This is a genomic window from Sphingosinicella humi (assembly GCF_003129465.1).
In the GTDB taxonomy this organism is placed as follows: domain Bacteria; phylum Pseudomonadota; class Alphaproteobacteria; order Sphingomonadales; family Sphingomonadaceae; genus Allosphingosinicella; species Allosphingosinicella humi.
In genome coordinates this window covers 2,133,070-2,150,197 of sequence record NZ_QFFF01000001.1, presented here as the reverse complement: position 1 = coordinate 2,150,197, position 17,128 = coordinate 2,133,070, and the positions used below count along the sequence as shown (strand labels likewise).

General features: G+C 65.8%; 21 protein-coding genes. 14 read left to right on the top strand and 7 right to left on the bottom strand.

The window, feature by feature from the left end; all coding sequences use genetic code 11:
- The first annotated feature begins 16 nt into the window (after positions 1-16).
- From DF286_RS10665 to DF286_RS10650, 4 genes are all read left to right on the top strand, one after another.
- Positions 17-943 carry a TraB/GumN family protein gene (locus DF286_RS10665; protein WP_109272145.1) on the top strand — a complete coding sequence of 309 codons (927 nt, stop codon included), beginning with the start codon at positions 17-19 and terminating at the stop codon, positions 941-943.
- Positions 944-1,216: 273 nt separating this feature from the next.
- Positions 1,217-1,900 (top strand): 50S ribosomal protein L25/general stress protein Ctc, encoded by a 684-nt coding sequence (locus tag DF286_RS10660; protein ID WP_109271412.1) that lies wholly within the window; start codon positions 1,217-1,219, stop codon positions 1,898-1,900.
- A gap of 129 nt (positions 1,901-2,029) precedes the next feature.
- A complete protein-coding gene (pth, locus tag DF286_RS10655; RefSeq protein ID WP_109272144.1) occupies positions 2,030-2,599 on the top strand; it encodes an aminoacyl-tRNA hydrolase in 570 nt (189 codons plus the stop codon).
- A 66-nt stretch (positions 2,600-2,665) separates the two neighbouring features.
- Positions 2,666-3,268 (top strand): TIGR02466 family protein, encoded by a 603-nt coding sequence (locus DF286_RS10650; protein ID WP_109271411.1) that lies wholly within the window; start codon positions 2,666-2,668, stop codon positions 3,266-3,268.
- A gap of 143 nt (positions 3,269-3,411) precedes the next feature.
- Here DF286_RS10650 and DF286_RS10645 read toward each other — a convergent pair whose 3' ends face one another.
- Complete coding sequence (locus tag DF286_RS10645) at positions 3,412-4,080, bottom strand: peptidylprolyl isomerase (RefSeq protein WP_109271410.1); 669 nt, start codon at positions 4,078-4,080, stop codon at positions 3,412-3,414.
- A gap of 195 nt (positions 4,081-4,275) precedes the next feature.
- On the opposite strand from DF286_RS10645, the gene DF286_RS10640 reads away from it, so the two are divergent.
- Both DF286_RS10640 and DF286_RS10635 read left to right on the top strand, forming a co-directional pair.
- Positions 4,276-4,596: a UrcA family protein gene (locus tag DF286_RS10640; protein WP_109271409.1), complete on the top strand. Its 321-nt coding sequence runs from the start codon at positions 4,276-4,278 to the stop codon at positions 4,594-4,596.
- Positions 4,597-4,668: 72 nt separating this feature from the next.
- Entirely contained in the window at positions 4,669-5,217 is a 549-nt protein-coding gene (locus DF286_RS10635) for a hypothetical protein (RefSeq protein ID WP_109271408.1), read from the top strand.
- Positions 5,218-5,630: 413 nt separating this feature from the next.
- Here the strand turns inward: DF286_RS10635 and DF286_RS10630 are convergent, their stop codons facing one another.
- Entirely contained in the window at positions 5,631-6,335 is a 705-nt protein-coding gene (locus tag DF286_RS10630) for a glutathione S-transferase N-terminal domain-containing protein (RefSeq protein ID WP_109271407.1), read from the bottom strand.
- Positions 6,336-6,597: 262 nt separating this feature from the next.
- On the opposite strand from DF286_RS10630, the gene ychF reads away from it, so the two are divergent.
- Positions 6,598-7,698 carry a redox-regulated ATPase YchF gene (ychF, locus tag DF286_RS10625; protein ID WP_109271406.1) on the top strand — a complete coding sequence of 367 codons (1,101 nt, stop codon included), beginning with the start codon at positions 6,598-6,600 and terminating at the stop codon, positions 7,696-7,698.
- 28 nt (positions 7,699-7,726) lie between these two features.
- Entirely contained in the window at positions 7,727-8,173 is a 447-nt protein-coding gene (locus DF286_RS10620; RefSeq protein WP_109271405.1) for a MaoC family dehydratase, read from the top strand.
- 102 nt (positions 8,174-8,275) lie between these two features.
- Here the strand turns inward: DF286_RS10620 and DF286_RS15300 are convergent, their stop codons facing one another.
- The 4 genes from DF286_RS15300 to petA all read right to left on the bottom strand — a co-directional run bounded on the left by DF286_RS15300 (position 8,276) and on the right by petA (position 11,904).
- Positions 8,276-8,830, bottom strand: a complete 555-nt coding sequence (locus DF286_RS15300) for a hypothetical protein (RefSeq protein ID WP_207790028.1) — start codon at positions 8,828-8,830, stop codon at positions 8,276-8,278.
- Between the two features lie 255 nt (positions 8,831-9,085).
- Positions 9,086-10,000: a cytochrome c1 gene (locus DF286_RS10610; RefSeq protein WP_109271404.1), complete on the bottom strand. Its 915-nt coding sequence runs from the start codon at positions 9,998-10,000 to the stop codon at positions 9,086-9,088.
- 15 nt (positions 10,001-10,015) lie between these two features.
- A complete protein-coding gene (locus DF286_RS10605) occupies positions 10,016-11,311 on the bottom strand; it encodes a cytochrome b (RefSeq protein WP_109271403.1) in 1,296 nt (431 codons plus the stop codon).
- An 11-nt stretch (positions 11,312-11,322) separates the two neighbouring features.
- On the bottom strand, positions 11,323-11,904 hold the full coding sequence (petA, locus tag DF286_RS10600; protein WP_109271402.1) for a ubiquinol-cytochrome c reductase iron-sulfur subunit: 582 nt from the start codon (positions 11,902-11,904) through the stop codon (positions 11,323-11,325).
- A 266-nt stretch (positions 11,905-12,170) separates the two neighbouring features.
- On the opposite strand from petA, the gene DF286_RS10595 reads away from it, so the two are divergent.
- The 3 genes from DF286_RS10595 (at position 12,171) to DF286_RS10585 (ending at position 14,273) form a co-directional block, all read left to right on the top strand.
- Positions 12,171-12,620 (top strand): tRNA (cytidine(34)-2'-O)-methyltransferase, encoded by a 450-nt coding sequence (locus DF286_RS10595; RefSeq protein ID WP_109271401.1) that lies wholly within the window; start codon positions 12,171-12,173, stop codon positions 12,618-12,620.
- Positions 12,617-13,495, top strand: a complete 879-nt coding sequence (gene hemF / locus DF286_RS10590) for an oxygen-dependent coproporphyrinogen oxidase (RefSeq protein WP_109272143.1) — start codon at positions 12,617-12,619, stop codon at positions 13,493-13,495. Before DF286_RS10595 ends, hemF begins: the two co-directional genes overlap by 4 nt.
- A gap of 184 nt (positions 13,496-13,679) precedes the next feature.
- Positions 13,680-14,273, top strand: coding sequence for a GNAT family N-acetyltransferase (locus DF286_RS10585; RefSeq protein ID WP_109271400.1), 594 nt, complete (start codon positions 13,680-13,682; stop codon positions 14,271-14,273).
- Here DF286_RS10585 and DF286_RS10580 read toward each other — a convergent pair.
- The gene (locus tag DF286_RS10580) at positions 14,231-14,971 is read right to left on the bottom strand and encodes a hypothetical protein (protein ID WP_109271399.1); all 741 of its coding nucleotides are present in this window, start codon (positions 14,969-14,971) and stop codon (positions 14,231-14,233) included. The genes DF286_RS10585 and DF286_RS10580 overlap by 43 nt on opposite strands.
- Positions 14,972-15,070: 99 nt before the next feature.
- Between DF286_RS10580 and lipB the strand changes: the two genes are divergently transcribed.
- The 3 genes from lipB to DF286_RS10565 all read left to right on the top strand — a co-directional run bounded on the left by lipB (position 15,071) and on the right by DF286_RS10565 (position 16,986).
- Positions 15,071-15,730 carry a lipoyl(octanoyl) transferase LipB gene (gene lipB, locus DF286_RS10575; protein WP_109271398.1) on the top strand — a complete coding sequence of 220 codons (660 nt, stop codon included), beginning with the start codon at positions 15,071-15,073 and terminating at the stop codon, positions 15,728-15,730.
- A gap of 88 nt (positions 15,731-15,818) precedes the next feature.
- Positions 15,819-16,115, top strand: a complete 297-nt coding sequence (locus DF286_RS10570; RefSeq protein WP_109271397.1) for a hypothetical protein — start codon at positions 15,819-15,821, stop codon at positions 16,113-16,115.
- Positions 16,116-16,308: 193 nt separating this feature from the next.
- Entirely contained in the window at positions 16,309-16,986 is a 678-nt protein-coding gene (locus DF286_RS10565; RefSeq protein ID WP_109271396.1) for a hypothetical protein, read from the top strand.
- Positions 16,987-17,128: the final 142 nt, after the last annotated feature.

The following is a 17,128-nucleotide window of genomic DNA, read 5'->3' as shown; positions in this document are numbered from 1 at the left end:
CGAGCGGGAGATGACGATGTCGAAATGGTGGTCCGGCCTCGGGAAGAAGGCGGCACGATGGCTGTCGCCGCTGGCGGTCCTGCCGCTTACCGCTTGCGCCACGGCGCAGCCGGCCGCGCAGGTAGCCGAGGCGACCGAGGCCAAGCCCGCCCTGTGGAAGGTCGCGGACGAAGACACGACCATCTACCTGTTCGGCACGATCCACCTGCTGCCCAAGGAGCTGGAATGGCGGACGCCGGCGATCGACAAGGCGGTGGCGCAGTCGGAGGCGCTGGTGCTGGAGACGTCGCTCGGCACCAACCTCGCCCATACCGGCCGCAAGATGATGGAGATGGGGATTTCCCCGGGCCTGCCGCCGCTGCTGGAGCGGGTGCCGGAGGAGAAAAGGCCGGCGCTCCAGAAGCTGATCGAGAGCGCCAGCATCCCCACCCGGACGCTCGACCGGATGGAGACCTGGGCGGCGGCGATGAGCCTCTTTGCCAGCAGCTTCCGCGGCATGGGCTTCAAGGCGGAAGCCGGCGTCGAGCAAGGCCTGGCGGCGGACTTCCGCGCGGCGGGCAAGCCGATCAGCGGGCTGGAGACGGTGGAGCAGCAGTTCGGCTTCTTCGATAGCCTGTCCGAGGACTCCCAGCGCGCCTTCCTGGTCGGATCGATCGACGACCCCGAGGCGGCGCGGCGCCAGCTCGAGGCGATGATCGCGGCCTGGGCGGCGGGCGACACCGACGCCATCGCCCGCACCTTCGACAGCGAGACGGCGCTGTCGCCGGAGCTGAGGCAGGTGCTGATGGTCAACCGCAACAAGGCCTGGGCGGAATGGCTGGACAAGCGGCTGGACGAGCCGGGAACGGTGCTGGTCGCCGTCGGCGCGGGCCATCTTGCCGGCCAGGATTCGGTCCAGGCGATGCTGAAGGGGCGCGGGATCAAGATCGAGCGGGTGCAGTAAAATCCTCCCCGGAACGGGGAGGGGGACCATGCGCAGCATGGTGGAGGGGTCGCGAGTGAAGCGAGCCAGGCACCGGCCGAGCTGACGCCGAGTCCGTCGCCCCCTCCACCACGCCGCTTCGCGTCGCGGTCCCCCTCCCCGTTCCGGGGAGGAGCTGTCGCTTGCCATCCCCCGCCCCCTCGCCTATAGGCGCCGCTTCCCCGCACATGGTCATCCCTGGAGGCGTGCGCGGCGGATTGTGAACATTCAATTTTGAACTCTGGAGACATGCAAATGAGCGAACAGCTTACGCTGTCGGCCGAGACGCGCGATCGGGCAGGCAAGGGAGCCTCCCGTGCCATGCGTCGCCAAGGCCGCGTCCCCGCCGTCATCTACGGCGACAAGCAGGAGCCCCTTTCGATCCACATCGAGGAAAAGGCGCTGGTGAAGCTTCTCAACACCGGCTTCTTCATGAACTCGGTAGTGATGGTCGACGTCGGCGGCAAGGCCAACCGCACGCTGCCCAAGGACGTGCAGTTCCACCCTGTGACCGACCGCCCGCTGCATGTGGATTTCCTGCGCATCTCCGAGCACGCCAAGGTGACCGTCGGCGTGCCGGTGAAGTTCGTCAACGAGGAAGCCTCAAAGGGCCTGAAGCGCGGCGGCGTGCTCAACATCGTCCGCCACGAGCTGGAGCTGGTCTGCGACGCGGCCTCGATACCGGATGAGATCGAGATCGATCTTGCCGGCCTCGACATCGGCGATTCGATCCACATCAGCAATGTGACGCTGCCTGGCGGCGCCAAGTCGACGATCGAAGATCGCGACTTTACCATCGCCACCGTCGTCGCCCCGTCCGGCGTCAAGGCGGAAGCCGCTGAAGCGGCCGCGGCCGCCGAGGAGGCCGAGGCAGTCGAAGCGGGCGAAGTCCCGACCGTGGGCGAGGAAGAGGCTTCCGAAGGCCAGTCGGAAGCCTGAGGCTTCTGATCCTTGTCGCTGCGCCGGTTCCTGGAGGGCCTGTTCGGTTCGAAGCCGATCGAGGTTCTCGGGCAGCCGAGTGAATCCGGGACCGGCGCGGCGGCAGAGGATTGGGGGGATTTCGAGCCCGTGCAGATCTGGGTCGGCCTTGGCAATCCGGGTGCGCAATATGCGATGCACCGGCACAATGTCGGCTTCATGGCGATCGATGCCATCGCCCATGTCCACGGCTTCGATCCGCCGAAGAAGGCGTTCCAGGGCTGGGCCCAGCAGGGCCGCATCGGCGGCACGCGCATCCTGCTGCTGAAGCCCGCCACCTTCATGAACCGGAGCGGCCAGGCGATCGGCGAGGCGATGCGCTTCTTCAAGCGCGACATCTCGGACGTCACCGTCTTCCACGACGAGCTCGACCTTGCCGCCATGAAGGTGAAGGTGAAGATCGGCGGCGGCACCGCCGGCCATAACGGCCTCCGCTCGACCGAAGCGCATATCGGCAATGAATTCCGCCGCGTCCGCATCGGCATCGGCCATCCGGGTCACAAGGACAAGGTGACCCCGCATGTCCTTGGGAATTACGCCAAGGCGGAGACGGACGCCCTCTCCGACCTCCTCGGCGCCATCGCCGCCGAAGCCGAATGGCTCGCCAAGGGCGATGACGCACGCTTCATGAACGAGGTGGCCCTGCGGATGCAGGGGTAACGCCCTGCATTGCCGTCGCGGGTGGATTTGCTCGCGCTTGCCGGAGCGATCGGCTAGCAGGCGGGCGTGACCGTCCGCTCGCTCTTCGCCACCCGCTTCTACGACGGAGTGCTCAATGATCCCGCCCTGCTCGCGGGCCTCGAAGACTCCTGCCATGTACTGGCGGAAGAGGACGAAGCGGGGCGGCGCTGGTCGAAAGCCCATGGCTATCGCGGCTACACTTCCTACGCCTCGCTCGACGACCTCCCGGCGCGCGACCCGAATTTCGCCGACCTCGTCCGGCACCTCAACCGCCACGTCGCCGCCTTCGCCGCCGAATGCGCGCTGGAGCTCGGCGGACGGCGCCTGAAGCTCGACAGCCTGTGGGTCAATGTCCTGAAGCCGGGCGGCACCCATTCCGGGCACATCCATCCCCACAGCGTCGTCTCCGGCACCCTCTATGTCGCGGTGCCGCCGGGCGCCGGCGCGCTGAAGCTGGAGGACCCGCGCCTGCCGATGATGATGGCGGCGCCACCCCGGCGTGACGATGCGCCGGAGGACCTTCAGACCTTCGTCTACGCCGAGCCGCAGCCCGGCACGATCTTCCTCTGGGAAAGCTGGCTCCGCCACGAGGTCGTTCCTGGCACCGGCAAGGCCGAGCGGATCAGCATCAGCTTCAACTATCGGTGACGGCGCAAGGGTTGCTGACCTTCGTCATCCCGGCGAAAGCCGGGACCCAAGAACACGGGATCAGAAGATCAAGGCGATCCGCTCATCGCTCTAACGATCAACGCCGTGTTCTTGGATCCCGGCTTTCGCCGGGATGACGCCCGTTACTCCATCCCGCTTCTTTCATTCGCCGCTGACTCCACCCGCCGCGCGCCGGTGATCACCACCGGATCGGCCAGCATCTGCCCCTTCATCGCGCCCTCGCCTTCCGTGGGAGAGGTCGGCGCGGCGAGGATTTGGCGGACGACGTCCATGCCCTCGACCACGCGGCCGAAGACGGCGAAGCCCAGATTGTCGCCGGGCTTCGCCGGGTCCGCGTCCATCGAGGTCAAGTCGCCGATGGTCATGAAGAAGTCGCCGCTGGCCGAGCCCGGCTCGTTGCGCGCCATCGAGATCGCCCCGTCGACATGGCTGAGCCCCGTCTCGCTGGTCGGCTCATGCGCGATCGGCGGCAGCGCGCGCTCCGGATCGTTGCGGACGCCGCCCTGGACGAGGCCATAGCGCTCGCCTACCTTCACGGCGCGGTAGAAAGCGACGCCGTCCAGCCGCTTCTCGTCGACATAGCGCAGGAAATTGGCGGTGGTGATCGGCGCCCGCTCCTTCTCGAGCTCAAGCACGATCGGCCCCGCGCGAGTCTGGAGCGCGACGCGCACGGTGGCCGGCTTTGGCGCCTCAACCGGCGGGGCCTCCCCACTGAGCGGGGCGACAGGCTGAGCGTGAGCGGAGGAGAGCGAGAGCGAGAGCCAGGCGGCGAGGACGAATCGTGTCAGCATGCGGCAAGGCTAGAACATGATCGGGCTCAACTGAAACGCCGTCATGCGGGCCAAAGGGATAACGGGGGCACGGCGTCGGATTCTGGAAAGATTGTGGGCCAGAATCTTTCCAGCCGGCCGCCAAGATGAGACTCGGCCGGAGGCGTAATCCTTCTCCTGTCCCGGCAAACCCGCCGGGCAGGCAGGAGATGACCGATGACCCGCATTCCCTTGATCATTCCGACACTGTTGCTGGCCTCCGTCGCCGCCAATCCGGCTAATGCCGGCTGGTCCGACCCGGACAGCCAGATCGTCAGCTACGCCGACCTCGACCTTTCGACGCCGGCCGGCATCAAGACCCTCGACGGCCGCATCGATCGCGCCGTCCGCAAGGTCTGCGGCAAGGCCTATGTGGACCTCGCCACGTCGCGCGGCGTCCGCGAGTGCCGCAAGGAAACGCTCGCCAGCGTCCAGGAGCAGCGCTCCCACGCGCTCGCGACCGCCCAGTCGATCCAGTTCAGCGCTCGTGAAGACTGATCCGGTCGATGCCTCGTCCGGGCGGTCTGCCGCGCCGCCCGGTTCGAGGTTTAACCAAGAGGGGCCATCACCATGTTCACCAGCCACAATCGCCGATCAGGACCCATGCTCTTCGTGGAGATGGCGGAATTCGCGAGCTTCCCCGAGAGCGCGCAGCGCTACATCCGGCGCTCGCTCGGCGTGGCGCTCCACCGCCCCGACGCGGTTCGGCGCTGGGGTCGGAACTCCGTCGAGACGGCCCGGATCGAAGCGCAGCAGCAGGTCTATAAATGCCTCGACGGCATAGCCGCGCTCATCCCCGACGACGACAATATCGCCGAGACGGCGCGCCTCATCGGACCGCTGGTCGCCCTGTCCGCGTTCGACCTCTCGGAAGGTCGGCTGTCGAACTTTGCCGCCTACCGCTTCCTCTACGAGCGGCTGATCGGCGCGGCGGTGAGGCCGTGGCTTCCTTCCGCCTTCTGCGCGGCCTCCGCCCTCCCCCACCTTCACCCCAAGCTGCGGCGCGAATTGCTGCAGTCGCTTCCCTGCACGGCGATGACCGCGCCCGGCTGGTCCCTCCGCGAGCCCGCCTTCTTCCCCGAATGGATCGACAAGGTGGAAGACTCTATCGATGCGTAAGCCTGCTGGACAGCATCCTGAATGCACAGGCTGGCGAAGGTCCATTCACCCCCGGTACGCTCAAGCGCCCAGAGACGTCGCGGGCCTATAACGGCCGAGACAGCGCAGCTGTTGACCACGATGGTATTGCCATCGGCCGATACAATGGGGACATCTACTCGTACCTGGATGATCTCAGGCATGGCACCCTTGATCGCCTTCTCCACGCGGAGAATCCGGAAGTCGCCGGTTTCGCTTGCACGAAATTCTCCCAGAGCGATGTACTCGACGGCGGCCACCGTAGCCCGCAGTCGCGGATCGTTCACATCTTCCGTCCATACACATGAGCACGCCTGGGCGGCTGCCGGGACAAAGGTGGCGAGACACAATGCCCCGAGTTTCACAAGTGCCCCAATCTTCATGTGCATAGCTTGTCAGGATCGCTTCGGAATCTCCAGCCCGCGCTGCACCGCCGGACGTGAAAGGCCGCGCGCCAGCCAGGCGGGGACATTCTTCAAGGCAGCATAATCGACGAGTTCGCCGGCATCGTAGAAGCCGATGAGATTGCGGACCCAGCCGAGGGTCGCGATGTCCGCGATGGTGTACTCGTCGCCCATCAGCCAGTCGCGGCCTTCAAGGCGCGTTTCGAGGACGCCGAGGAGGCGCTTCGATTCATCGGCGTAGCGCTTCAGCGGGCGCTTATCCTCATATTCGCGGCCGGCGAATTTGTGGAAGAACCCTACCTGGCCGAACATCGGGCCGATGGCGCCCGTCTGGAACATCACCCACTGGATGGTCTCGTAGCGCTGGGCCGGATCGGCCGGGATGAACTTCCCGGTCTTGTCGGCGAGATAGATGAGAATGGCGCCGGATTCGAACAGCCCCAGGGGCCGGCCGCCGGGGCCGTCCGGATCGATGATCGCCGGAATCTTGCCGTTGGGATTGAGCGACAGATATTCGGGAGTCCAGGTCTCGTTCGCGCCGATGTCGATGAGGTGCGGCTCGTAGGGAAGTCCCGTCTCCTCCAGCATGATCGAGGCTTTCACGCCGTTGGGCGTGTTCAGGGAATAGAGCTGGAGACGATCGGGATGGCGGGCCGGCCAGCGGCTGGTGATCGGAAAATGGCTGAGATCGGGCATCAAGCTTCCCTCTTTCGTTTCGCTGCCGAGCTAGGGCGCCGCTGGCCTTTTCGCAACCGAGCCGCTAACGGGCGGCAACCAATTCCTCCTTGCTGCGAAGCGGTGGGGAGGGGGACCACCCGCAGGGTGGTGAAGGGGCAAGGGCCGGGAGGTCGACGGGTCGCGTGCGATCCTCTGATCCGCCGCCTTTTACCCCTCCACCGCGTTCACGCAGTCCCCCTCCCCACGGGCTTCGCCCGGAAGGAGGATAAGAGGAGCACCCATGGGTTTTCGTTGCGGTATTGTCGGGCTGCCGAATGTCGGCAAGTCCACCCTGTTCAACGCGCTGACCGAGACGGCGGCGGCGCAGGCGGCCAATTATCCCTTCTGCACGATCGAGCCGAACGTCGGCCGCGTCGCGGTGCCCGATCCGCGCCTGCAGGAGATTGCGAGAGTCGCCGGATCGAAGGCGATCATCGAGACGCAGCTGGAGTTCGTCGACATCGCCGGCCTGGTGCGCGGCGCATCGAAAGGCGAAGGGCTCGGCAACCAGTTCCTCGCCAACATCCGCGAGGTCGACGCCATCGTCCATGTGCTGCGTTGCTTCGAGGAAGGTGACGTCACCCATGTCGAGGGCCGCGTCGACCCCATCGCCGACGCCGAGACCGTCGAGACGGAGCTGATGCTCGCCGACCTCGAAAGCCTCGAGAAGCGTGTCCCCAACCTGGTCAAGAAAGCGCAGCAGGGCGACAAGGAAGCGAAGATCCAGGCCTCGGTGCTGGGCCAGGCGCTGGAGTTGTTGCGCGCCTCCAAGCCGGCGCGGCTGACCGAGCCCAGGGACCCGGAGGAAAAGCTGGCGCTGGAGCGGGCGCAGCTGCTCACCGCCAAGCCGGTCCTCTACGTCTGCAACGTCGACGAAGGCGATGCCGCCACCGGCAACGCCCACAGCGCCCGCGTGTTCGAGAAGGCGGAGGCGGAAGGCGCCGGGACGGTGGTCATCTCCGCCGCGATCGAGGCCGAGATCGCGACCATGCCCGCGGAAGAACGCGCCGAGTTCCTGAGCGACCTCGGTCTTGAGGAAACCGGCCTTAGCCGCATCATCCGCGCCGGCTACGACCTCCTCCACCTCATCACCTTCTTCACCGCGGGCCCCAAGGAAGCGCGCGCCTGGACCGTGGAGAAGGGCTCCAAGGCGCCCCAGGCGGCCGGCGTCATACACACCGACTTCGAACGCGGCTTCATCCGCGCCGAGACGATCGCCTTTGACGACTATATCGCCCACGGCGGCGAAACCGGCGCCCGCGACGCCGGCAAGCTCCGCTCGGAGGGCAAGGAGTATGTCACCAAGGACGGCGACGTGATGCTGTTCCGTTTCAACGTGTGACGGGATCTATGCCGACGGGAGAAGCACCTTGATCTATCTCGAAGACCTGGAAGTGGGGCAGAAGGCGTCGTTCGGCAGCTATCATGTCACGCGCGATGAGGTGATCGAATTCGCCTCCAAATATGACATGCAGCCCTTCCACCTGTCGGACGAGGCGGCGGCGAAGACTCATTTCGGGCGGATCGCGGCCTCCGGCTGGCACACCTGTGCGATGACCATGGCCATGATCGCGACGAATGTGGTCGAGACCGAGCAGGCGGGGCTGGGATCGCCGGGCGTCGACGAGCTCAGGTGGCTGAAGCCCGTCTATCCCGGCGACACGCTGCGCATAGAAAGCGAGATCGTCGAGGTGCGGCCATCGCGCTCGAAGCCCGACATCGGCTCCTTCCGCACCGCCGTTACCGTGCTCAACCAGGTCGACGTACCGGTGATGACCTTCACCTCGATCGTCCTGATGCGGCGCCGACCCGAGTAGCCATCGTCATCCCGGCGAAAGCCGGGACCCAAGAACACAATTGCCGTCGGAATGGCGACCACATCTGCGCCTCACCGGAAAAGCCGGGATGACGGCGGCGCGTTAATCGTCCCGGCGCCGGTCGCGGCGGAAGTCGCGGCGGTCGTCACGGCGTTCCCGTCGAAATTCGCGGCGATTTTCGCGGCGCTGCTGACGGAACTCGCGGCGATCTATGTCGCCCTCGCGGAAGTCCCGGCGAAGCTCGCGGCGATCGCGACGGAAGTCCCGACGGTCGTCGCGGCGGTCGCGGCGGAAGTCGCGGCGATCGTGCCGGCGATCCCGACGGAAATCGTCCCAACGGTCGCCGCGGTCGCCCCGCCAATGATGGCGCCGGCCCTCCCAATGGCGGCGGTGGCGGTCGCTCCAGCGATGACGTCCGCCGAAGCGGTCGTAGATGAAGAGGCCGGTTCCGGGGTAGTAATAATTGTCGTACCAGCCCCAATAAGGCGCGTAGCCGTACCCGCCATAGCCGTAGCCGTAATAGGGATCGTAATAGCCGGCGTTGCCGTAGCCGACGTTGAGGCCGCCATAGCCATAGCCATCGTCATAGCTGCAGGCGCTTAGTGAGAACGCCGCGGCGAAGGCCAGGGCGGCGGTGCGGAGGCGGGGCGCGATCATCGACACTCTCCCGGTGCGACTCGGGGAAAGCGAGAAGATTCCGCCCAGACGGTTGAACGGCGTCTGAACGCTAACCCGCTGTAATCCTTCGCGCCTTCGGGAATGCTCCGGAAGCGGAACGAGAGTTTCACGCCCTAAGCATCATCGTCATCCCGGCGCACGCCGGGACCCAAGAACACCGAGCGAGAAGATTTTGCGCCAGCTTCGCCAATGACGGTGTTCTTGGGCCCCGAATTTCGTCGGTGACGGAGACGCTTACCCCTCGATCCCGGCTTCCCGGCTGGCGGCTTCGCGCTTCGCCATATGCTCCGGATCGAGCGGGCCGATGGGACGCACGTCGCGCTTCGCAGTCGCCCAGATGTTCCGATAGGACATGTAGGCGAGCACGGTCGCGATCAGGAGGAAGATCAGCACGGCGAGGCCGGTGCGGTGACGCGACTCCAGATTGGGTTCCGCCGTCCAGATGAGGAAGGCCGACACGTCCTTCGCCATCTGGTCGATCGTGGCGTTGGTGCCGTCGGCATAGGTCACCTGGCCGTCGGCGGTGAGCGGCGGCGGCATGGCGATGTTGAGGTTGGCGAAATAGGGATTGTAGTAGAGGCCCGTCCCCGGACGGTTCGCCTCGGGAAGCTCGGCCGGCGGGTTCCGATAGCCGGTCAGCAGCGAGTAGATATACTCCGGCCCGCCCGCGCGCGCCTTGGTGATCAGCGAAAGATCGGGCGGGAAGGCGTTGTTGTTGGCGGCACGGCCCGCAACCTCGTTGGCATAGGGGTGCGGGAAGCGGTCCGACGCAAGCGCCGGGCGCGTGTCCGCCTCGCCCGTGTCGGGATTGATGGTCGGAACCTCGATCTGCCACTGCTCGGCGATCGCCTTCACCTCGGCCTCGCTATAGCCGAGATCGGCGAGATTGCGGAACGCCACCAGGTTGATGCCGTGGCAGGCCGCGCAGACCTCCTTGTAGACCTGGAAGCCGCGCTGCAGCTGCTGGCGGTCGAACGTGCCGAACGGCCCGTCGCTCTGGAAGGCGACGGCCTTGGGCGCGAGGTGGAATTCCTGCTCCACCGTCTCGGCCGGCGGATTGGCGATATAGGTGGTCGCGCCGGTGATCAGGGCGATCAGCAGAATGAGGATGAAGCCGGCCCCGATGATGGCGCCAATCAAACGTACCATGACCTGTCGTACCCCTTATTCAGCCGGTGCCGGCTGGACGCCCACCGGCGCCGCTTCCGCCTTCTCGCCGTGCAGCACGCTTTCCGAAATCGAATTGGGCAGCGGCAGTGGCTTCTCGATCGCCGAGACGATCGGGAGAATGATGAGGAAGTGCGCGAAATAGTAGATGGTCGCCGCCTGGCTGATCATCACGAAGGGCTCTTCGGCGGGCAGGCCGCCGCACCAGCCGAGGATCAGCACGTCGACGCACAGGATGATGAAGAACATCCTGAACAGCGGCCGGTAGCTGCCCGAGCGCACCGGCGAGCGGTCCAGCCAGGGCAGGAAGAAGAGGATGATGATCGAGGCGAACATCGCGATCACGCCCCACAGCTTCGCCGGCAGGATGAAGTCGACGGTGAAGGCGCGCAGGATCGCGTAGAACGGCCAGAAATACCATTCGGGCACGATATGCGCCGGCGTCGAGAGCGGGTTGGCCGGGATATAGTTGTCGGCGTGGCCGAGGAAGTTCGGCGCGAAGAACAGGACCAGCGCGAGCGCGATCAGGAACAGGCCGACCCCGAAGCCGTCCTTGGCCGTGTAATAGGGATGGAACGGGATCGTATCCTGCGGCGACTTGACGTCGACGCCGGTGGGGTTGCCCGAACCCGGAATATGCAGCGCCCAGATGTGCAGGACGACCACGCCGGCGATCACGAACGGCAGCAGATAGTGGAGCGAGAAGAAGCGGTTGAGCGACGCCTGGTCGGGCGCGAAGCCGCCGAGCAGCCACTGCTGGATCGGCTCGCCGACGACCGGAATGGCCGCGAACAGGCCGGTGATGACCTGCGCGCCCCAATAGCTCATCTGCCCCCAGGGAAGCACATAGCCCATGAAGGCGGTCGCCATCATCAGCAGGAAGATGACGAGGCCGAGCAGCCACACCATCTCGCGCGGCGCCTTGTAGGAGCCGTAATAGAGGCCGCGGAAGATGTGGATGTAGGTGACGATGAAGAAGAAGGATGCGCCGTTGGCATGGGCGTAGCGCAGCAGCCAACCCTGGTTGACGTTGCGCATGATGTGCTCGACCGACTCGAACGCTCCGCCCGCGGTCGGCGCATAATGCATCGCCAGGATGATGCCGGTGACGATCTGGATGGTCAGCGCGATGCCCGCGAGGACGCCGAAATTCCAGAAATGATTGAGGTTGCGCGGCACCGGATAGCCGCCGCCGACCGAGTTCCAGACCAAACGGGGGAGCGGCAGCCGCTCGTCCATCCACCGCATGAAGCCGTTATTCGGCCGATATTCGTCCGCCCAGGGAAAGCTCATCTTTTCTTACCTCAACCGACTTGGATCACGGTGTCGGACGTGAACGCATATTCCGGCACCTCGAGATTGAGCGGCGCCGGGCCTTTGCGAATGCGCGCGGCGGTGTCGTAGTGCGAGCCGTGGCAGGGGCAGAAATAGCCGCCATACTCGCCCTTATTCTCGCCCTCGGCGGCGCCCAGCGGCACGCAGCCCAAATGGGTGCACACGCCCATCGTGACGAGCCATTGCGGCTTGCCTTCCTTGGTGCGCTCGGCGAGCGTCTGCGGGTCGCGCAGATCGCCGAGCGGCACGGCGTTGGCCTCCTGGATTTCCTGCGGCGTCAGATGGCGCACGAACAAGGGCTGCTTGCGAAAGATCGTCTTGATCGCCTGGCCCGGCTCGATCGCCGAAACATCGACCTCGACCGAGGACAGCGCCAGCACGTCGGCGGACGGATTCATCTGGTTGATGAGCGGATAGAGCACCGCGACGCCGCCGACGCCGGCGAAGCTCACCGCCGCGATGTTGATGAAGTCGCGGCGGCGGACACCCTCCTCTTCCCGAGGAGTGCCCGAAACCGCGCCCGAGTCATCGGTATGTTGAGCCGTCGCCATGCCTGTCCTTTAAGCGATTCGTACCGGATGTGCGAAAAGTCACCCCGGGCCGGAGACGCTGGCGGGGCGATTTCACGCTTGCGCCGCGAAGGTTCCCCCATTCAGCGGCTTGGCGCCTGATAGCCGCGACGAACGCGATTTGCCAACAGCCATTTTGCCCTGGCGATGGAACGGCGGCATCGCGCTCAATAGCGAAGGCATCGAAGAACCGCTCCGCGACCAAACCGGATTGCTTCGGCGGTGCGCTCCACGCAATGAACGAACGCATGCGGATCGCGCTTTATCAGCCGGACCAGGCGGGCAATGTCGGGACGATATTGCGGCTCGCCGCCTGCCTCGGCGTGGCCGTGGACATCATCGAGCCTTGCGGCTTTCCCTGGGGCGACCGCGCGCTCCGGCGGGCGGGCATGGATTATGCCGAGATCGCCAATGTGACGCGACACGCGAGCTGGGAGGCCTTCGAGGCGCAGCTGGGCGGGCGCCTGATGCTGCTGACCACGGCCGGCGGCACCCCGCTGCCGGGGGAACGGTTCGAGCCGGACGACATTCTGCTGCTCGGTTCCGAAAGCGCGGGCGTGCCGCCGGCGGTGCATGAGCGCGCCGCGTCCCGCATCCGCATCCCCCAGGCGCCCGGCACCCGGTCCTTGAATATCGCGGTGGCCGCGGGCATCGGACTGGCCGAAGCACTGAGGCAGACGAACGGATGGCCGCGATGATGGAATTGGAAGCTCTGGAACTGGATGAGGAGCAGCAGGCCGCGCGCGACTGGTTCGAGTCGCTCCGCGACCGCATCTGCGCGGAGTTCGAAGCGATCGAGCGGGAGGCGGGAAGCGACTCGCGCTTCGAATACACGGCCTGGGATCGACAGGATGAGGATGGCTCGCCTGGCGGCGGCGGAGTCCGCGGCCTCATGAAGGGCCGGATTTTCGAAAAGGTGGGCGTCAACGTCTCGACCGTCGGCGGCACCTTCAATCCCGAGTTCGCCAAGACGATCCACGGCGCCGGCGAGGATCCCCGCTTTTTCGCCACCGGGATCAGCCTCGTCGCCCACATGGCCAATCCGCACGTGCCCGCGGTCCATATGAACACCCGCTTCCTCTGCACGACCAAACGCTGGTTCGGTGGCGGCGCCGACCTCAACCCGCCCATTCCCTATGAGGAGGATACGGCGGACTTCCACGCCCGCCTGAGGGCGGCCTGCGCGGCCCACGATCCCACCTACTATCCGCGCTTCTCGAAATGGGCGGAGGATTATTTCTTCATCCCCCATCGCGACATGCATCGCGGCGTCGGCGGCATCTTCTACGATCATCTGGAATGCGCGGCGCCGGGCCAGGGGGCGACGTTCGACGCCAACTTCGCCTTCACCCGCGACGTGGGCGAGGCGTTCCTCGACATATTCCCCAGGCTCGTGCGGCGGCGGATGGAGACGCCCTTCACCGACCAGGATCGGGCGCGGCAGCTCGAATGGCGGGGGCGCTACGCCGAGTTCAACCTCGTCTACGATCGCGGCACGCTGTTCGGGCTCAAGACCGGCGGCAACGTCGACGCGATCCTGATGAGCCTCCCCCCGGTGGCGACATGGGGATGAATTTCCTCCCCATCCTCCCTGCGAGCGAAGCTCGTGGGGAGGGGGACCAGCTGAAAGCTGGTGGAGGGGTAGAAGGCGCAAGCATCGAGGGATCGCGCGCGAACTTCCGGGTCACACGGCAGCCACCCCTCCACCATGCTACACATGGTCCCCCTCCCCATCGCTTCACGACGGGGAGGGTCAGATGACTCTCACGCCCGTCCCCGAGGGCCATGTCGGCGCGGTCGTCACCTATCTCGAGATGACCGCGCGACCGACGCCGAAGCCCCTGCCCCTCTCTCCGCTGCGGCTGAAAACGTGGCCCGGCATCCAGCCCGCTCAATATCGCGAGCTGTTCCGGCGCGTCGGCGGGCGGTGGCTCTGGTTCTCGCGCCTTGTCATGGACGATGCGGCGCTGAAGGCGAGCCTTGGGGAAGTCCACGCCGTCGTCGACAGGTCGGGGGTGGAAGTCGGGTTCATCGAGCTCGACTTCCGCACCAGGGGCGAGTGCCTAATCGCCTTTCTCGGCCTGGTGCCGGAGCTCGCGGGCAAGGGCCATGGCGACTGGCTGTTCGCCCAGACCTTGGCGCTCGCCTGGCGCAAGGGCGTGGAGCGGGTGCGGGTCAACACCTGCACGCTCGATCATCCGGCGGCGCTGCCGGCCTATCTCAAGGCGGGCTTCACCGCCTACAGGCGGGCGTTCGAGAGCTTTCCCGATCCCCGGCTGGCGGGGCTGCTGCCGCCCGACGCGGCCCCTCAGGTCCCGCTCGTCTCTCCCGGAGCCGCGAGCGCCCGGTAGATGGCGGCCATCAGCACGAGCATCACCGTCGAGAAGGCGGCGCTCATCGCCGAGTCGAGGATGAGCAGGATCAGCGCGCCCACGCCTTCGCGGCCCAGCGAGAGCAGGATGACGGAGCCGAGCACCGCGCCGACGACGAAGATCAGCACGATGCCGGTGACGGCGACGAGGATGATGAGACCGGCGACGGACCAGCCGCGCCCCTTGGTCCAGCCCCAGGTCCGGGCGATGGCGGCTAACGGGTTGCGCAGATCCTCCGCCACCATCACCGCGCCGGAGATGCCCAGCCGCCCGAGCAGATAGAGACCCGGCAGGATGAACAGCATCAGGCCGACGCCGATGAAGAAGCTGCTGAGGATCGAGAGGAGGAGATAGGGCAGGAGGATGGGCACGGAACCGGCGATCGCGCCGCCCACCGTGTGCCCGCGCGAGTTGAACAGCAGCAGATATATGGCGATGGCGCCGATCATGTTGACGACGTTCGCCAGCAGCAGCCAATGCCCGTTGGCCACCAGATAGGCGGACAGTTCGACGATCATCCCCTCGAGCGTGGTCGCTTGCTGCGGCTGGGGCAGCAGGTAGCCGACCAGCAGCGCCGGCAGGAAGAAGAAGCAGCCGGCGATCGCCAGCAGCAGCGACGCGTTGCCGCCGAACATGCGGGCGGTGTCGTTCCACACGGCGCTGTAGGAGAATTTCATGCGGTGCCTCTTCCTTTTCGCGAAGCCCGCATAACCGGCGCCGGGCGAAGCTGGCAAGGAAGGCTTGAACCTGAGGCGCGGCTGGCCAAAAGAGCCGCCATGACCGAAACTCAGATCGAATGGCAGGTCACGCCCGGCCTGACCCCCTATCCCGAGGCGCTGGCGGCGATGGAAGCGCGGGCCGAGGCGATCCGGAAAGGCGAGGCGCCTGAGCTCGTCTGGCTGCTCGAGCACCCGCCGCTCTACACCGCCGGCACCAGCGCCGATCCGGCCGAGCTGTTCAACCCCCAGGGCTTTCCGGTCTACGATGCGGGGCGCGGCGGCCGCTACACCTATCACGGGCCCGGGCAGCGGGTCGGCTACGTCATGATCGACCTCGCCCGGCGCGGCCGGGACGTCCGCCGTTTCGTCCATTCGCTGGAGGGCTGGCTGATCGCGGCGCTGGCGGAGCTGGGCGTCGAAGCCTTCCGCGCGCCCGGCCGGATCGGCATCTGGGTGGCCCATAACGGGACCGAAGCGAAGATCGGCGCGATCGGCGTCCGCGTTCGCCGCTGGGTCACCCTGCACGGCTTTTCGATCAATGTGGCTCCGGAACTTTCCCACTTCTCAGGCATAGTGCCATGCGGTATTGCCGAGTTCCCAGTGACCAGCCTCGGCGAAATGGGGGTGTCTAACGGGCAGACGCGTTTCGACTTGGCACTGAAACAGGGGCTCGACGATTTTCTGTTCGCTCTCGAGGGGGCAACCGAGAAGGGTTGAGAGCCCTTCTTTTTCCGACTAATGTGCAAACCGGTTTGGCAAAAAAAGGGGCCACCCCGACCAAATCGTCAATCTAGGGAGTTTCTAAATGCGTGACCTTCTCAAGACCGTAATGACCTCGTCGATGGTCGCTGGTGCGGCCCTCCTCGTCGTCGCTTGCGACAGCGGCGCCGACACTGAGGTCAACAACATGACCGTCGACATGGGCACGACCGACACGATGATGGACGGCACGACCAACGACGTCACGGCCGTCGACGGCGCCATGGGCGAAGACGCCAACATGGCGATGGACGCCAACATGACGATGGACGCCAACATGATGGACGCCAACATGACGACCGACATGAACGCGACCGACGCCAACATGACCAACGGAATGTAATTTTCCGAGACGTCATTCGTCTGAAGAGGCCGTCCGGGCTCCGGGCGGCCTTTTCTTTAGCCATTGCGGAGGCTTGGCGGCTGACCGTTCCGGAAAACGACAGAAAAACAAAGCGAAATTGGATTGCGGCGGCATCCGCGTTAAGCATAGAGTCAGGCGAAGCGCCGATACAGGATGCGGCCGGAGGGGTGTCATGCACAAGAGACTGAAGAAGCTGGCCCGCAAATTGGGTCTCGTGGCGGCGGCGGGAGCCCTTGCCCTGCCCCAGGCGGCCGCCGCTCAGATGTTCATCACCGATCCCGGCTTCGCGAGCGGCCCGGTCCAGGGCAGCGATCCGCTGGTCGGCCTGCCCATCCCCGGCGCCACGCCGGAGGAATATCGCGCCCACCTGCTCTGGAACCTGCGCGCCGGGCTCAACGTCGCCGCGCTGCAATGCCAGTTCTCGCCCTATCTGCGCGCCGTCGACAATTATAACGGCATCCTGGCCCACCATTCCGAAGAGCTGGGCGAGGCTTACAAGACGCTCAACGCTTACTTCAAGCGGGCGCACGGCAAGGAAGGCCAGAAGCGCTTCGACGACTATACGACCAGCACCTACAATAATTTCTCGACCCTGCAGGCGCAGTACGGCTTCTGCCAGGTCGCCGCGGACATCGCCCGCAGCGCCCTCGCCGCGCCCAAGGGCCAGCTCTTCGCCACCGCCCAGCAGCGGATGCGCGAGCTGCGGGCCAGCCTCACGCCGGTCTACGACCGCGTCGCCGACTACAACCCCTATCTCATCGCCATGCCGACCCTCCCCCCGCTGGACAAGAGCTGCTGGAAGCGCGACCGGCTGAAGGAGAAATGCGCGACCAAGCTCGCCGCGCAATAACCGCGCTCGTCATCCCGGCGCCCTCGTCATCCCGGCGAAAGCCGGGACCCAAGAACACGAAATTCCACGAACGAGGCCGAGACCTCAGATCATACCCTCATGTCCTTGGATCCCGGCTTACGCCGGGATGACGAAGATAGAG

Coding starts and splice junctions, on each gene's coding strand:
- DF286_RS10635 (WP_109271408.1), top strand. CDS start 4,669: ATGTTCACCAGCCACAATCGCCGATCAGGACCCATGCTCTTCGTGGAG.
- DF286_RS15300 (WP_207790028.1), bottom strand. CDS start 8,830: ATGATCGCGCCCCGCCTCCGCACCGCCGCCCTGGCCTTCGCCGCGGCG.
- DF286_RS10630 (WP_109271407.1), bottom strand. CDS start 6,335: ATGCCCGATCTCAGCCATTTTCCGATCACCAGCCGCTGGCCGGCCCGC.
- DF286_RS10640 (WP_109271409.1), top strand. CDS start 4,276: ATGACCCGCATTCCCTTGATCATTCCGACACTGTTGCTGGCCTCCGTC.
- petA (WP_109271402.1), bottom strand. CDS start 11,904: ATGGCGACGGCTCAACATACCGATGACTCGGGCGCGGTTTCGGGCACT.
- DF286_RS10645 (WP_109271410.1), bottom strand. CDS start 4,080: ATGCTGACACGATTCGTCCTCGCCGCCTGGCTCTCGCTCTCGCTCTCC.
- DF286_RS10605 (WP_109271403.1), bottom strand. CDS start 11,311: ATGAGCTTTCCCTGGGCGGACGAATATCGGCCGAATAACGGCTTCATG.
- ychF (WP_109271406.1), top strand. CDS start 6,598: ATGGGTTTTCGTTGCGGTATTGTCGGGCTGCCGAATGTCGGCAAGTCC.
- DF286_RS10665 (WP_109272145.1), top strand. CDS start 17: ATGTCGAAATGGTGGTCCGGCCTCGGGAAGAAGGCGGCACGATGGCTG.
- lipB (WP_109271398.1), top strand. CDS start 15,071: ATGACCGAAACTCAGATCGAATGGCAGGTCACGCCCGGCCTGACCCCC.
- DF286_RS10585 (WP_109271400.1), top strand. CDS start 13,680: ATGACTCTCACGCCCGTCCCCGAGGGCCATGTCGGCGCGGTCGTCACC.
- DF286_RS10595 (WP_109271401.1), top strand. CDS start 12,171: ATGCGGATCGCGCTTTATCAGCCGGACCAGGCGGGCAATGTCGGGACG.
- hemF (WP_109272143.1), top strand. CDS start 12,617: ATGATGGAATTGGAAGCTCTGGAACTGGATGAGGAGCAGCAGGCCGCG.
- DF286_RS10580 (WP_109271399.1), bottom strand. CDS start 14,971: ATGAAATTCTCCTACAGCGCCGTGTGGAACGACACCGCCCGCATGTTC.
- DF286_RS10570 (WP_109271397.1), top strand. CDS start 15,819: ATGCGTGACCTTCTCAAGACCGTAATGACCTCGTCGATGGTCGCTGGT.
- DF286_RS10610 (WP_109271404.1), bottom strand. CDS start 10,000: ATGGTACGTTTGATTGGCGCCATCATCGGGGCCGGCTTCATCCTCATT.
- DF286_RS10660 (WP_109271412.1), top strand. CDS start 1,217: ATGAGCGAACAGCTTACGCTGTCGGCCGAGACGCGCGATCGGGCAGGC.
- DF286_RS10565 (WP_109271396.1), top strand. CDS start 16,309: ATGCACAAGAGACTGAAGAAGCTGGCCCGCAAATTGGGTCTCGTGGCG.